The sequence below is a fragment of the Neobacillus drentensis genome (genome assembly GCF_036962765.1).
Classification (GTDB): Bacteria; Bacillota; Bacilli; order Bacillales; family Cytobacillaceae; genus Neobacillus; species Neobacillus drentensis_C.
This window is the reverse complement of the sequence record NZ_JBALOS010000039.1, coordinates 31551-46460: the sequence shown is the minus strand read 5'-3', so window position 1 is coordinate 46460 and position 14910 is coordinate 31551. Positions and strand designations below refer to the sequence as shown.

The window sequence follows — 14910 nt, the reverse complement described above, 5'->3', positions numbered from 1 at the left end:
AATTAGAACAATAATCTATTGAAATTTTCAAAAAACAGAATTTAAATAAAAAACTAAATCAAATTGTTTCATTTTATTCGTATCTACTGAATAATAATAACGTTTCGAAAATTAAAGGTAGAATTTGATTTGCGCAAACGATATTCATTGGACCCCTTGTTGAAACATGTAGACCTTGTTCATAGGAATGGACGGGTACACATATAAATAGTTACAACAATTCGCCGAAATTTTGAAAATAAATAGGGGGTCAGGGAAGATGAAAATAGTTGCCATTATTTTTTATATCTTTAGTGCTATCCTTTTATTGGGTGCATTTAAATATTTTTTGGATTTAACAAAACCTGGAGTATATCCGCCTAAAAAAATTCTAAAGAAAAAAGCTGCTGCACTATTTGGATGTGGAGGGATATTCCTGCTAATGGCTGTTTTGATTTCAAAATTTTTATAGAAGTATAGTAAGAAAAGAACCCCGATGGGTTCTTTTCTTAAAAAGGATCCCGTACATTATTTTTGAATGACGGAAGGTGCTGTTAATTTAGTTCGTTTCACTATTGTTTGAGCTACCGGGTATAAAATAATCATGATAACAGTATTCAGTGCGATAGCTGGCAAAACTCCTGCAGCAAATAGTGCAGTGAATGATGCAGGTAATCCCACTAGAAAGAATGCTGCAGTTAAAAAGATTGTACCTGAAACAAGAGTTCCGATGGCTGTTAAAGCTCCAACACTAACAATAGAGTTTCGGTGTTTTTTTAAGGCTAAAAATAAACCGAGGAAAACTAGCGCAGTAATGGGTTTATCAATGATATTAGGGATCTGTCCACCTGGAAAACCGGTTGTCAATGCAGACAAAAATCCTGTTACAATTGCCAATAGCATGACACTTTTGATTTCAGGAATAAGGATTATTCCTAAAAACATCATCGCAAGCATCATGTCAGGTTTAATCCCAAGAAAATTAGGCATAACCGTGTGCAAGACTACCCCAATTCCCGCTAAAAGTGCTAAAACTACAATGTTCTTCGTATTCATTTCTCTTCTCTCCTCTGCTATACTAATCTATTTGTTCCTCCTGCAGTGCACTAATTGCCTACAGCGAAAAACTTATATTCATTATAACATAATAATTTAATAATAATAAAGATATAATTTTCAGATAATTGAAAATATCTTATTATTCTACTTGTTTATTAATATTTGCAGCCATCTCTTCTAACATTTGGAAAGAATATTCACTTTGATTACTTTTCCAAACTGCTCCAAATCCATCGCCTTTTCCATAACGAGGCAGTAAATGCATATGATAATGAAAGACTGATTGACCTGCATGTTCACCATTGTTATTTAGAGTATTTAGTCCAACGGGATCAAATTCTTTTTTTAAGGCATTAGCAATGGCAGGGACCACTTCAAATAGGTTCCTAGCAATTTCCGGTGTTAATTCAAATAAGTTGTCTTTATGTACTTTCGGAATTACTAATGTATGTCCTTTTGTTACTTGTGTAATATCTAGAAAGGCTAAAACGTGTTCATTCTCAAAAACCTTTGCAGATGGAATTTCTCCATTAACAATTTTACAAAATATACAATCGCTCATTTCTACACTGTCCCTTCAATATTGTTTGTATTATTTTACCATACAAACGAAAAAAAGAAAAAGGCAGGATCCGCATGGAATCCTGCCCTCTCGAAGGGGAATTGCTTCAAAAGGTACGTTCATTAGGAGTGTTCTTTGATAAACACCTCATTTTTCGTAGAGTGTTTTTATAAAGAAACATAATTGTTCAAGCTGACCATCCCCTATTTGTTTTTATATGTTTTCCCAACTTATAAAAACAGGTAGCGATCTGCGGTAAACACCTCATTTAATGTTTATTTTTTTAAGATAAACAGTTACTTGGTGTTACTAGAACTCAAAATGGCTACTGTGCACGCTGTACAAAACAACCATCCCCTTATCTGAAACGAATTGGAAGCTCACTTTTTTGAAATGTTAATTGTCTTTAACAGACACCTCATTTCAATTTTTGATGAATCACTTCATCGAAGTAATGTGTTTCCCCTTCGAATATTATGATGTCCGATGTGAAAAGAAATATACAAAAAAAATGATAAAAATTTGAATTCCTATTTTTATCAAGGACAATTTGTTAAAATAAATAGACAATCCTGCTGAGGAAGGACGTTGAAAATGTCATTATTATCGATTGAAAATCTTGTTGGAGGTTATACGAGAAATCCTGTCTTAAAAGATATTTCCTTTGAAGTAAAAGAAAAAGAAATGGTCGGACTTATTGGTTTAAATGGGGCTGGTAAGAGTACCACCATCAAACACATTATTGGTTTAATGGAACCACACAAAGGTGCAGTAAAAATAAAAGGACAAACCTTTACTGAAAATAAAGAAGCCTATCGTAAATTGTTTACGTTTGTTCCTGAAACCCCTGTTTTATATGAGGAATTGACTCTTGAGGAACATTTGAGACTCACTGCGATGGCCTATGGTCTCGATGAGCAAGCATACAAGGAGCGCGTAAGTCCATTACTTAAAGAATTTCGAATGGAAAAGCGGCTAAAGTGGTTTCCTGCCCATTTTTCTAAAGGTATGAAACAAAAAGTAATGATAATGTGTGCCTTTTTAATTCAGCCATCCTTATACATTGTGGATGAACCCTTTGTTGGACTAGATCCACTAGGGATACAATCCTTGCTGGATTTAATGAAAAAAATGAAAGATAACGGTGCAGGGATTTTAATGTCTACTCATATTTTAGCAACGGCAGAAAAATATTGTGATCGATTTGTGATCTTACATGAAGGAAAAATACGTGCAAAAGGAACGTTAGATGAATTGAGGAAGCAATTTTCAATGCCAACTGCTTCTTTAGATGATCTGTATATTCAATTAACAAAGGAAGAAAATTATGTTTGAGGATAAAAAGCTTTGGAAGGAACGAGCTAGTGGTCGTGTTAAGGATTTAGGAAGATACTTACGCTATATTTTTAATGGTCATCTTGTCGTTGTCTTGTTGTTTTTAATAGGAACAGCTTCATTTTATTATCAAAAGTGGATTGAAAATTTACCTGCGGGTTTTCCAGTTGAAATAGTAATCGCAATTGTCATTGGATTTTTGTTAACATACAGTCCTGTTTACAATTTTTTGCTAGAAGCCGATCAGGTGTTTATCATTCCGCTTGAGGATAAATTAAAAGGATACTTCCTTCGTTCTGGAGTGGCGAGTCTTGTTTTCCAAGGGTACCTTCTCCTTATGGTTTTGGCTATATTGATGCCAATGTATGCACATAGCAGCGGTAAAGGTTTTCGTTCCTTTTTGCCTTTTTTTGTCATCCTCCTCATAATAAAGGCGTGGAATTTAGCTGCTAGCTGGCGCATTGATTTTTTCGTTCAACCGAATGTTCATAGGTGGGACATAGTTGTTCGCTATTGTATTAATGCAACTTTTACTTTTTTGTTATTTAAACAAGCGAGTCTCTTTATTTTGTTGGTGATTATTGTGATTTGTGGACTTTATTATCGAACTTTTGCTGTTCAGACAAAAAAAATGGGGCTTAAATGGGATTTATTGATTAAACAAGAAGAGAAAAGAATGGCTTCTTTTTATCGCTTGGCAAACATGTTTACTGATGTGCCTAAATTAAGGGATACGGTTAAAAGACGAAAATGGTTAGATTTGTTCCTTAACCGAATGGCATTTACCCAAGAGAATACATATCTTTATTTGTTTTCAAGAGCGTTCTTACGATCATCTGATTATCTTGGCCTCTTTACGCGTTTAACAGTAATTGGTGCCCTGGCGATTTATTTTATTTCTTTTGGTATAGGTCAAATTTTACTAGGAGTCTTATTCTTATATTTAACAGGTTTTCAACTTCTTCCACTTTGGAACCATCATCAAAACAAACTTTGGGTAGATTTATATCCAGTGGAAAAAAGATTTAAAAGTAAAGCATTTTCCTGGTTGGTATTGACAATTTTAATTATCGAAACGGTTATCTTTGCTCTGTTTATTTTGGTTAAAGGTGAATTCATGCTTTCGTTGCTTTTTTTACTTGCAGGTCTTGTATTTACCTATATTTTTGTTTACTTTTACGCGAAAAATCGGCTAAAAGCATAATCGACAAAATCCTCTTTTTTATGAAAGGGGATTTTTTTTGAAACTATTGTGCGGAAATTTTCGTATGAATGCATAAATATTATTATGGAGGGGTGGCATATGAACGAATATGAATTAAAGGTATATGAGGAAGTAGAAGAGTGGAAGCGAAAATTAACCAGACGTTCGGGGATGATGAACCGTATTTCGAAAAAAGCTCAAGGAAAAGTAAATGAATTGATCCCTGAAAAGGTACATGAGGTAATGACCGAAAGTATCAAAGCAATGGTTAAAGCTACTTTATTTGGATCGCAGATGACAACAAATAAGGACCAAGCACGTGGGTTAACCCTAGCAGAAAAAGATGAATTAGCAGCTAAAAAAATTGTGGCATATCAGAAGACAGCGATGATCGAAGGGGCGGGGACAGGGGCAGGTGGAATATTGCTTGGATTGGCGGATTTTCCCTTATTACTTTCCATTAAGATGAAATTCCTTTTTGAAGCAGCGTCCATCTATGGTTTTAATACAAAGGAGTATGCAGAAAGACTGTTTATCCTTCATGTTTTCCAACTAGCGTTTTCAAGTGAAGACATTCGGAAAAATACATTAGATGAAATTGAGAACTGGGATAACCGAAAAGAGACACTGGTGGAAATGGATTGGCGCAAATTCCAGCAAGAATACCGGGATTATATCGACCTTGCCAAAATGCTCCAGCTTGTACCGGGTATTGGGGCGTTTGTTGGTGCATATGCCAATAACAATCTTCTTAAGCATTTAGGAGAAACTGCCATGAATGCCTATCGATTAAGAATAATACAAAAATCCCCTGACCCAATTTGAGTCGAGGGGATTTTTCTTATTGTTTATGAATGGTTATAGCGGCTACACCTAATGTTTTTGCTGCTATTAGCATGGCTTTTTCATCAATATCAAACTTAGGGTGGTGGTGCGGGTAGCCTGTCTCGATACCAGAAGGTTTTGCGCCGGTAAAGAAGAATGTTCCTGGCACGTGTTGCAAATAATAAGCGAAATCTTCTCCACCCATTTGCGGCTCGGTTTCTTCGATTGTGGTTACTTCAGTGACTTGCTGTGCACAAGAGGTTAAAAATGCAGTTTCATTTGCATGGTTGACTACAGCTGGGTAACCCCGTTCATAGTTAAATTGAAAAGTACTGCCGGTCATAGCGCATGTGCCTGCGATGATTCTGTCCATTTCATCTTCAATAAATTGGCGCACGTTGTCATTAAAGGTACGAACAGTGCCTATAAGCTGGGCTTTGTCAGCAATAATGTTAAATGCATTTTGCGCAGTAAATGAGCCAACGGTAACAACGGCTGAATCAATGGGGTTCACCCTTCGACTAACAATCTGCTGCAGATTTAAGACAAGTTGAGATGCAATAACAATAGCGTCCTGGGTTTTATGAGGCTGAGCACCATGCCCGCCTTTGCCTTGGATATCAATTTCAAAACGATCGGCTGCCGCCATGATCGGTCCAGTCCGATATTGGATCGTTCCTGTAGGTTCACTTGCCCATAAATGAGTACCGAAAATTACATCCACCCCCTCTAAGCAGCCATCTTCAATCATCGTAATCGCACCGCCTGGGGCATACTCCTCTGCATGCTGATGGATAAAGACATAAGTACCTTCCAATTCATCTTTTAGCTCATTTAATGCTTTTGCAAGGACCAGGAGGGTGGCAGTATGCCCATCATGTCCACAGGCGTGCATGACCCCAGGTACTAAGGATTTGTAAGGAACATCCTTTTCATCCTGAATGGGTAAAGCATCAAAATCTGCCCGTAATGCCACGGTTTTACCTGGTTTTTTTCCATAAACCTTCGCAACCACGCCATTTCCACCAATATTACCTTTGACTTCAATTTGGAGTTGTTCATAAAATGATTGAATAAATTTTGCGGTATTATACTCTTGAAATGATAATTCAGGATTCTGGTGCATATAACGACGGATTGCAACCATTTCTTCATAGGAACCTTCAAGTGCCGTAAACAGTTTGTTTAACATATCTAATCCCCCAAACCTCAAATGAAGAATGTATTTTCAAACTATTTTAACACTTTTATCCTATAAAGTAGATTTTTATAATCAATTTATTTATACTTTTACTAGAATTTCAATTAGATGAGAAGCAAGAAGGGGTTTGGAGGATGGATCGAAAGGACAAAAGAAGTTTTACCTATCTATTTATTTTGTTAGCTGTTTTATGGGCAGCGTTTACATGCATTAAGGTGGCAATGAGCAGTCCTTTTTGGATAGATAATAAAGTTGCCGGGATATTTTCAAATGTACCTGATTCCTTGATTCCGTTTTTTATTAAAATTACCGAAATGGGGGATAAAAAAGGGATAGGGGTAGCAGCCTTACTTGCACTTGCCTGGCTCCTAGTTAAAAAGAAAAATTATGTTGGTGCCGCGGCTCTGGCCTTATCCGTTGCAATCGGAAATGAAGTAAGTAAGCTAATAAAAGATTTTTTTGAGCGTCCACGTCCAGACCTTGAGCATCTCGTTCAGGTAAAAAGCTATAGCTTCCCTAGCGGACATGCCATGGTTGGGATGATTGTTTATTTTATGATTGCCTATCTGCTTTTGGAAGAGATGAGATCAAGGGCAGGGAAAGTAATCATTACGGTAATCACAGCTATCTTACTTTTATTGATTGGTGCCAGCCGCATTATTTTACAAGTACATTACCCTTCGGACGTACTTGGCGGCTATGCATTAGGTTATCTTTGGGTTGTTTTGTGGATTCTACTATATACCTATTTTAAAAAACGAGTAAAATAAGCAAAGAGGCTGGTCAGAGATCAGCCTCTTTGCTTGGATTAAATGAGAAACATTGCAGCAATAGTTGTTACAACGAGACCAATCACAACTGGCAAGAGGTTTCGTCTTGCAAGTTCAAATGGGTCGACATTACAAATTGCTGCAGCTGGGATTAACGCCCATGGTACAAGAGTTCCGCCGCCTACCCAAATGGCCGCAATTTGCCCGAGGGCAGTCAATGTGGCGGCACCTTTACCGATGGCAACTGCAAATAGGCTTGCTACTGAGCCGGCAAGAGATATACCTGAAAAGCCTGAACCATCTAAACCAGTGATCGCCCCTACAGTAGTTAAGGTAATCGCCCCAACTTCTTTGCTTAACGGTACGATACTGGCAAGGGATACACCTAAGTCATTAACAATCCCTTGCGAAGATTTTGGTAAATAGTCACCAATGATTTTCCCAAATCCGGCATCACCCAAGTAGAAAAATGCAGCAATTGGGATAACAGGACCAAAAACCTTGAATCCAAATTGGAATCCTTCTATTAAATATTGAGTAGTTTTTTCAAAGCCTTTATTTTTATGACCTGTTAAAGAAATTAATAGAAGAATGAAAATGGAGGTACCACCGATTAATGCGGTCGCATCCCCACCTGCTAAATCAAGGACTGACATTGCGGCAACGTCGGCTGCAAATAATAATGGAACTAGAAAGGCAAAGAAACGTTTTTGCCCAAGTGATAAAAGCGTAGGTTGATTGGTGGCTTCTTCAGAGGGATAATCAGTGTTAACAGAGGTGGTTGTTGTGAGAACCCCGCGCTTCATATCTCTTCTTAAGAAGTAGAAAGCAGCAACGGTGGTTACTAGGCCCATGATAATCACTAACGGAATACTCGCATCAATAACATCTTGAATAGGAATACCGGCGGCATCAGAAGTAAGCTTTGGAGCAGCTTGAATGACAAAGTCACCGGATAAAGCGATTCCATGGCCAAACAAGTTCATTGCCATTGCAACGCCGAGAGCTGGTAATCCTGCGCGAATTGCAACTGGTAAAAGAACAGCCCCTAAAAGTGCAACAGCGGGCGAAGGCCAGAAAAACCAGGAAATCACCATCATTAAGATCCCAATGGTCCAATACGCTAGTGTAGGATTGCGTATCAGCTTTCGAAATGGTGATATCATAACATCATTAATTCCAGTTACCGTTAATGTGTTGCTCATCGCAACAATTATGGAAATAACAAGAATAGTAGATAATAATTCTGTAATTGCATAACTGAAACTGTTGAAAATGCTGCTAATCGAATGACTTAACGAACCTGTTGCTGTAATAGCAATTAGAAAAATACCGACGATACATACAATCGACGTGTCTCTTCTCATAACCATGAATCCAATTATGAGGATAATAAAGGTTACGTAGATCCAATGAAGTGCAGTAAGCTCGACAATCATGCCATTCCCTCCTTTCATCCACCCAGGGGGGCTATAGCCCTGTTGGATGTAATACAGAATATGAAAATTGCCCTAAGTGGTGAGAGGAAAAAATGAAAAAATATTGAGGAGTTACCTGCCGAATTTAACAAATTCTCAAACGTAAAAACGACTTTTTTTTGACAGTTACTATCGTTAGCTATACACAAATAGGATTAATAGATATAGTTAATACAGTTTAGAATGAATCAGTGAGTTTTAAATTCATCTTATATATATTAAAATGGACAACAGACACGTCTTTGAAAGGTGGACAACAATAATGACAAGACCGATTAATGAAACATTTTTAAAAGCAGCAAGGGGCGAGAAAACAGACCATGTCCCTGTTTGGTATATGCGTCAGGCAGGTCGTTCACAGCCTGAATATCGAGCAATTAAAGAAAAGTACTCTCTTTTTGAAATCACTCACCAGCCTGAGTTATGTGCGTATGTAACACGCCTGCCTGTTGAGCAATATAACGTTGATGCAGCGATTCTATATAAAGATATCATGACACCCCTCCCTGCGATTGGCATGGATGTAGAAATAAAGGGCGGAATTGGACCAGTCATTGATAATCCAATCCGTTCATTAACAGATGTTGAAAAACTGGGTGAAATTAATCCAGAAGAAGATGTTCCTTATGTATTGGATACAATTAAATTATTAACTGAAGAGCAGTTATCTGTGCCATTAATCGGCTTTTCTGGTGCACCTTTTACACTTGCAAGTTATATGATCGAAGGCGGCCCTTCTAAAAACTATAATAAAACAAAAGCGTTCATGTATACCGAGCCAAAGGCATGGTTTGCACTTATGGACAAACTGGGCGACATGATCATTACATATGTAAGATCCCAAATCAAAGCTGGAGCAAAGGCTATTCAGATTTTTGATTCATGGGTGGGAGCATTAAATGTGGAGGATTATCGTTATTTCATTAAGCCAATCATGAACCGTATCTTTACCTCATTAAAAGAGGAAAATGTTCCGCTCATTATGTTCGGTGTTGGTGCAAGTCATCTTGCATTAGAATGGAATGACCTTTCGCTTGATGTAGTAGGTTTAGACTGGCGTTTACCAATCCATCAAGCAAGAGAAATGGGCATTCATAAAACTGTTCAAGGAAACCTTGACCCTGCTATTTTGTTAGCTCCATGGGAAGTTATTGAAGAAAGAGCAAAGGTAATTTTAGACCAAGGGATGGCGCAAGATGGCTATATCTTTAATTTAGGGCACGGTGTATTCCCTTCCGTAAATCCAGAAACGTTGAAAAAATTAACTTCCTTTGTCCATGAGTATTCAGCATCTAAATTAAGTCGTTAATTCCCCTTTTGAGTTTTAAAATTGGTAAGGAGTCCAATTTTTTGGCACAATAATATGGGTGCTTTATAATGGGTCATTAAGGGCATTCATGCTTTTAATGGCCCAAACCCAATTGTCTTATTTGAATTGGGAATAAGTGAACAGATTTTTAAAATGAGGTGCGATCATGTCAAAAAAGAAAATGGGTCTGCTGGTAATGGCTTACGGTACCCCATATACATTAGATGATTTAGAAAGATACTATACCCACATTAGACACGGGCGGAAGCCAACTCCAGAAATGATTGAAGACCTGCGTAGTCGGTATGAAGCCATTGGTGGGATTTCCCCGTTAGCTAAGATTACCCTCGAGCAAGCAGAAAAACTTGAAGAAAATCTAAATAAAATTCAAAACCACATAGAGTTCAAAATGTATCTTGGATTAAAACACATCAACCCCTTTATTGAAGATGCAGTGAAACAAATGCATGCTGATGGCATTGAAGAGGCGATTAGTATCGTTCTTGCACCTCATTTTTCAACTTTCAGCATAAAATCATATAATGGAAGAGCTTTAGAAGAAGCAGAAAAATTAGGCGGAGGGCTCAAAATAAGAACAATTGACAGCTGGTATCAGGAACCAAAGTTTATTGATTATTGGGTAGACAAGATAAAGAAAGTCTTTGCAGAAATGCCGCAAGAAGAAAAGGAGCAAGCAGTTCTGGTTGTTTCTGCCCATAGTCTTCCTGAGAAAATTCTCCAGTTTGGGGATCCTTACCCAAGCCAGCTTCAAGAAACGGCTAACCTAATTGCTAATCAGGCAGGAATAATAAATTATGTGGTTGGCTGGCAAAGTGCAGGGCAAACTCCAGAACCATGGCTTGGTCCAGATGTTCAGGATTTAACAAGGGATTTATATAATCAGCATCATTATAGAGCGTTTGTATATGCACCAGTAGGGTTTGTATGTGAACACCTTGAAGTGCTTTATGATAATGATTTTGAATGTAGAAAAGTGACGGAAGAATTGGGTGTAAGTTATTATCGCCCGGAAATGCCGAATGCCAAGGATGAATTTATTGACGCATTGTCGACCGTCGTCCTTAAAATGACCGCTGAATAAGCCTTAGAAAGTTTAATGGAAGAAGGTGACCACCTTGGCGGAAGAAAAACAAAGAATTATCATTATTGGGGGAGGGATTGCTGGGCTGACATCAGCTTTCTATCTCCAAAAAGCGATCCAGGAAGATAATCTCCCCATTGAAATTAAACTTATCGAAGCATCACACCGACTTGGCGGCAAAATGCAAACTGTTATCAGGGACGGTTTTACAATTGAGAGAGGGCCAGATTCATTTTTAGCCCGAAAGTTGAGTATTAGCCGGCTTGCAAAGGAAGTTGGGATGGATGATCAATTAGTCCATAATACCACGGGTAAATCATTTGTTCTAGTTAACGAGAAACTTCACTCTATGCCCGGTGGATCGATCATGGGTATTCCAACCGAAATGGGCCCGTTTATCACTACTGGTCTATTTTCTATACCCGGTAAATTAAGAGCTGCCGCAGATTTCATTCTACCAAGGTCAGAAAGTGGAAAAGACCAATCGTTAGGTGATTTTTTCAGAAGAAGACTCGGAGATGAGGTGGTTGAAAATTTAATTGAACCATTATTGTCTGGGATTTATGCTGGAGATATAGATCAATTAAGCCTCATGTCTACTTTTCCGCAATTTTATGAGGTAGAACAGAAGTACAGAAGCCTGATCATTGGTATGAAAAAATCTACTCCTTCCCAACCCCCAAAAACGCCTGATAGTAAGGAAAAAGCTAAAGGTGGTTTCTTAACCTTTAAAACGGGGCTACAATCATTTGCTGAAGCGATTGAAGAAAAAATCGATCCTTCATCAATCCTAAAAGGTCATCGAGTTGATAAAATTACCAAAAATGGTGATAGATATGATGTATATCTCAATAATGGGGAGACATTAGCAGCGGAAATCATTATTGCAGCAACTCCTCATAAGATAACTCAGTCGATGTTTGCAGATTATCATTTTTTCGATCCATTTAAATCAGTCCCGTCGACATCCGTAGCAACCGTAGCCTTAGCCTTTCCTGAAGAAGCGGTGAAGAATGATATTGATGGAACAGGCTTTGTTGTTTCTAGAAACAATGATTATTCCATAACCGCTTGTACTTGGACCCACAAAAAGTGGGCACATTCAACCCCGAAAGGGAAAGTACTGCTTCGGTGTTATGTGGGAAGGTCAGGAGATGAAACAATCGTCGACCTCTCAGATGACAGAATAATTAAGATTGTCCTAGATGATCTGAAAAAGATCATGGATATCACGATGAATCCGGATTTTGCTATTATTTCACGTTGGAAAAATTCCATGCCGCAATATACGGTGGGACATAAACAACGATTGGCTAATATTTTTGAGCATATGAATGCTGAGTTGCCTGGGGTATTTTTAGCAGGTTCTTCCTATGGGGGTGTTGGACTCCCAGATTGCATTGATCAGGGAGAAGCTGCTGTCAAAAATGTGTTAAATTATTTAAAAAGAGGAAACTCCTAAAAAGGGGCTGTTCAAAGATAACAGCTTCTTTTTTCTGCTTGCAAACATATCGGAATCGATGTATACTCTAAAAGTGTTAATTGACCATTTTGTTCAAACGGTCAAAATAGTCATTTATTTGAATTTCGATTAAATAGGATAGTCGATGAGATCGTCCTTATTTTTTGCAGAAAAATGACCAAATGAACAAAATGGTCATAAAGATAAGGGAGGTATTATAAGTGAAAAACCTGCTGATTAAGGAAGAGCTTCTTGCCATTCTAAGAAATAAAAAAGTGTTAATTCCTATTATCGCTGTCATGTTTGTCCCAGTTTTATATGCAGGAATGTTTTTATGGGCTTTTTGGGACCCATACGCAAAGCTTGATGAACTGCCGGTTGCTGTTATCAACGAAGATGTTGGGGCAACACTTGATGGAGCTCATCTGAAGCTTGGTAACGATTTAGTCGCAAATTTAAAGAAAAATGAACAATTTGATTTTGATTTTGTCGACAAAAAAAAGGGTTATGACAATTTAAAAGATCAAAAATATTATATGGTCATCGAAATCCCTAAGGACTTTTCAAAAAATGCAACAACCTTACTGGATGATAAACCCGAAAAACTGGAATTGATCTATACACCTAATGAGAGCTATAACTTCCTCTCTGCCCAAATCGGTGGCACAGCAGCAGAAAAAATTAAAACAGCAGTTGCTGAAAAGGTGACCGAAACGTATGCAGAAACGATGTTTGATAAAATCAGCGAGCTTGCCGATGGTGTTGTAAAGGCTAGTGATGGTGCAAGAAAGATCGATGATGGTTCGGATGAACTAAATAAAGGATCAAAGGACCTACAGAATGGTCTTGCGACCCTGGCTGAAAAATCAATCGAATTTAACACTGGAATGAAATCAGCTGATGCTGGTTCTAACAAGCTTGCTGCAGGTTCAACGGAACTTTATAATGGACTCGCGACATTAGCGGAAAAGTCAATTGAATTTGAAAGTGGTGTCAAGTCAGCATCTTCAGGCTCCAAACAATTAGCAACAGGTTCATCTCAATTGAAAAATGGGTTAGCAAAAGCTGATGCAAATTTGCCGTTGCTAATTGCCGGTACGAAAGAGGTATCTGCAGGTGCAGAACAATTAAAACGAGACTTGCCAGCAGGGATTGCGGCCGGGATTGAAAAAGAATTGACCGGAAGTGTTCCTGAACTTAATGCCGGCATTGATCAATTTCAATCACAGTTAACGAATACATTAGCATCACAAATGGCTGAACAAACCATTACTCAGCAAACAGAGAAAATGCAAAAATTAGCCAAAACCTTAATCGAGAACAATGTAGATCCTGCACTTGTTCAAGGAATAATGGAAAATGAGCAAAAAAATGCCCCAACGAAAGAACAGCTAGAGCAACAGATTTTATCGGAACTTAATCCTAAAATAGATGCAGGTTTTGACCAGTTCAAAACAGGCGTCGATGAAAAATTAGCAGGTTCATCGAAAGGATTAGAGGATAAAATTCAAGCACAAACAAGTCCTTATTTTGATCAATTAATATCTGGTATTGGAAAAATAAATGGCGGGCAACTTGAATTACAGAAAGGGATCCATGATTTATATGCAGGTTCATCAAAATTAGCAGATGGGTCAAATAACCTTTCTGAAGGATTGAGTCAACTTGCTAATGGTGCTGATAAAATGACCAACGGATCTGGACAATTAGCATCAGGTTCTGGTGAGTTAAAAACAGGCGCCTTCGACTTAAATAATGGAATGCATCAATTAACAGCAGGCGCATCAGGATTGTCATCTGGTGCTGGCCAATTAGCGGATGGTTCTAAGCAACTTAACGACGGTACATCTAAACTTTCTAAAGGTGCAAAGGAATTAGCAGATAAGCTTTCAGATGGCGCTAACGAGGTATCCAAGGTCCACTCCGATGATAGAACCTATAATATGATGGCTGATCCGGTAAAACTGGATAATGAAAAAATTAACCATGTACCAAACTATGGGACCGGCTTTGCACCATATTTCTTATCATTAGGCCTGTTTGTGGGCGCTTTGCTTCTATCAATTGTTTTTCCACTTCGCGAAACGACGATTGCACCAGCAAATGGATTTAACTGGTTTTCAAGCAAGTTTTCCATTATGGCTGGGATTGGAATTTTTCAAGCCTTACTTGCAGACATAATTCTCCTTGGAGGGCTAGGTCTTGACGTCCAAAGCATTCCAAAGTTTATTCTATTTTCGATTATGACAAGCTTAACGTTCATCGCGTTAATTCAACTGCTTGTATCCGTATTTGCAGATGCGGGACGTTTTATTGCAATCATCATCTTGATCTTACAATTAACGACAAGTGCTGGAACATTCCCGCTTGAATTAATCCCTAACTTTTTACAGCATTTCAATGCTTACCTGCCGATGAGCTATTCAGTCCAAGGCTTTAAAGCTGTAATATCAAGTGGTGATTACAGTTCCATGTGGCAAAATTTTATGATTTTATTAGCTTTTATGCTTGCCTTCTCATTAGGAACAATTGCTTATTTCTCAATGCGATTTAATCATAAATATAAGCATCAAATGACTGAATAAAAATATAAAAGCAAAACCAGCCGATCATTTTTTTTCCGG

Annotated in this window: 13 protein-coding genes; 9 read left to right on the top strand and 4 right to left on the bottom strand. The window is 38.0% G+C overall.

The window, feature by feature from the left end; genetic code table 11:
* The first annotated feature begins 259 nt into the window (after positions 1–259).
* Positions 260–451 (top strand): hypothetical protein, encoded by a 192-nt coding sequence (locus tag V7137_RS06635; protein WP_335697342.1) that lies wholly within the window; start codon positions 260–262, stop codon positions 449–451.
* Positions 452–507: 56 nt separating this feature from the next.
* Here the strand turns inward: V7137_RS06635 and V7137_RS06630 are convergent, their stop codons facing one another.
* On the bottom strand, positions 508–1035 hold the full coding sequence (locus V7137_RS06630) for a tryptophan transporter (RefSeq protein ID WP_335697341.1): 528 nt from the start codon (positions 1033–1035) through the stop codon (positions 508–510).
* 142 nt (positions 1036–1177) lie between these two features.
* Positions 1178–1600 carry an HIT family protein gene (locus tag V7137_RS06625; RefSeq protein ID WP_335697340.1) on the bottom strand — a complete coding sequence of 141 codons (423 nt, stop codon included), beginning with the start codon at positions 1598–1600 and terminating at the stop codon, positions 1178–1180.
* Positions 1601–2194: 594 nt separating this feature from the next.
* Between V7137_RS06625 and V7137_RS06620 the strand changes: the two genes are divergently transcribed.
* The 3 genes from V7137_RS06620 (at position 2195) to V7137_RS06610 (ending at position 4964) form a co-directional block, all read left to right on the top strand.
* Positions 2195–2935 carry an ABC transporter ATP-binding protein gene (locus tag V7137_RS06620; protein WP_335697339.1) on the top strand — a complete coding sequence of 247 codons (741 nt, stop codon included), beginning with the start codon at positions 2195–2197 and terminating at the stop codon, positions 2933–2935.
* Entirely contained in the window at positions 2928–4139 is a 1212-nt protein-coding gene (locus V7137_RS06615; RefSeq protein ID WP_335697338.1) for an ABC transporter permease, read from the top strand. Before V7137_RS06620 ends, V7137_RS06615 begins: the two co-directional genes overlap by 8 nt.
* Positions 4140–4238: 99 nt before the next feature.
* On the top strand, positions 4239–4964 hold the full coding sequence (locus tag V7137_RS06610) for an EcsC family protein (RefSeq protein ID WP_218350186.1): 726 nt from the start codon (positions 4239–4241) through the stop codon (positions 4962–4964).
* A 16-nt stretch (positions 4965–4980) separates the two neighbouring features.
* Here V7137_RS06610 and V7137_RS06605 read toward each other — a convergent pair whose 3' ends face one another.
* Positions 4981–6156, bottom strand: coding sequence for a M20 family metallopeptidase (locus V7137_RS06605; RefSeq protein ID WP_335697337.1), 1176 nt, complete (start codon positions 6154–6156; stop codon positions 4981–4983).
* Positions 6157–6299: 143 nt separating this feature from the next.
* Here V7137_RS06605 and V7137_RS06600 point away from each other — a divergent pair, with 143 nt between their 5' ends.
* Positions 6300–6935: a phosphatase PAP2 family protein gene (locus V7137_RS06600; protein ID WP_335697336.1), complete on the top strand. Its 636-nt coding sequence runs from the start codon at positions 6300–6302 to the stop codon at positions 6933–6935.
* A gap of 38 nt (positions 6936–6973) precedes the next feature.
* Here V7137_RS06600 and V7137_RS06595 read toward each other — a convergent pair whose 3' ends face one another.
* A complete protein-coding gene (locus V7137_RS06595; protein ID WP_335697335.1) occupies positions 6974–8374 on the bottom strand; it encodes a hypothetical protein in 1401 nt (466 codons plus the stop codon).
* Between the two features lie 301 nt (positions 8375–8675).
* Between V7137_RS06595 and hemE the strand changes: the two genes are divergently transcribed.
* The 4 genes from hemE to V7137_RS06575 all read left to right on the top strand — a co-directional run bounded on the left by hemE (position 8676) and on the right by V7137_RS06575 (position 14871).
* A complete protein-coding gene (gene hemE, locus V7137_RS06590) occupies positions 8676–9722 on the top strand; it encodes a uroporphyrinogen decarboxylase (protein ID WP_335697334.1) in 1047 nt (348 codons plus the stop codon).
* Between the two features lie 166 nt (positions 9723–9888).
* A complete protein-coding gene (hemH, locus tag V7137_RS06585; protein ID WP_335697333.1) occupies positions 9889–10824 on the top strand; it encodes a ferrochelatase in 936 nt (311 codons plus the stop codon).
* 34 nt (positions 10825–10858) lie between these two features.
* Positions 10859–12286: a protoporphyrinogen oxidase gene (hemY, locus tag V7137_RS06580; RefSeq protein WP_335697332.1), complete on the top strand. Its 1428-nt coding sequence runs from the start codon at positions 10859–10861 to the stop codon at positions 12284–12286.
* Between the two features lie 221 nt (positions 12287–12507).
* Entirely contained in the window at positions 12508–14871 is a 2364-nt protein-coding gene (locus V7137_RS06575) for a YhgE/Pip domain-containing protein (protein WP_335697331.1), read from the top strand.
* Positions 14872–14910: the final 39 nt, after the last annotated feature.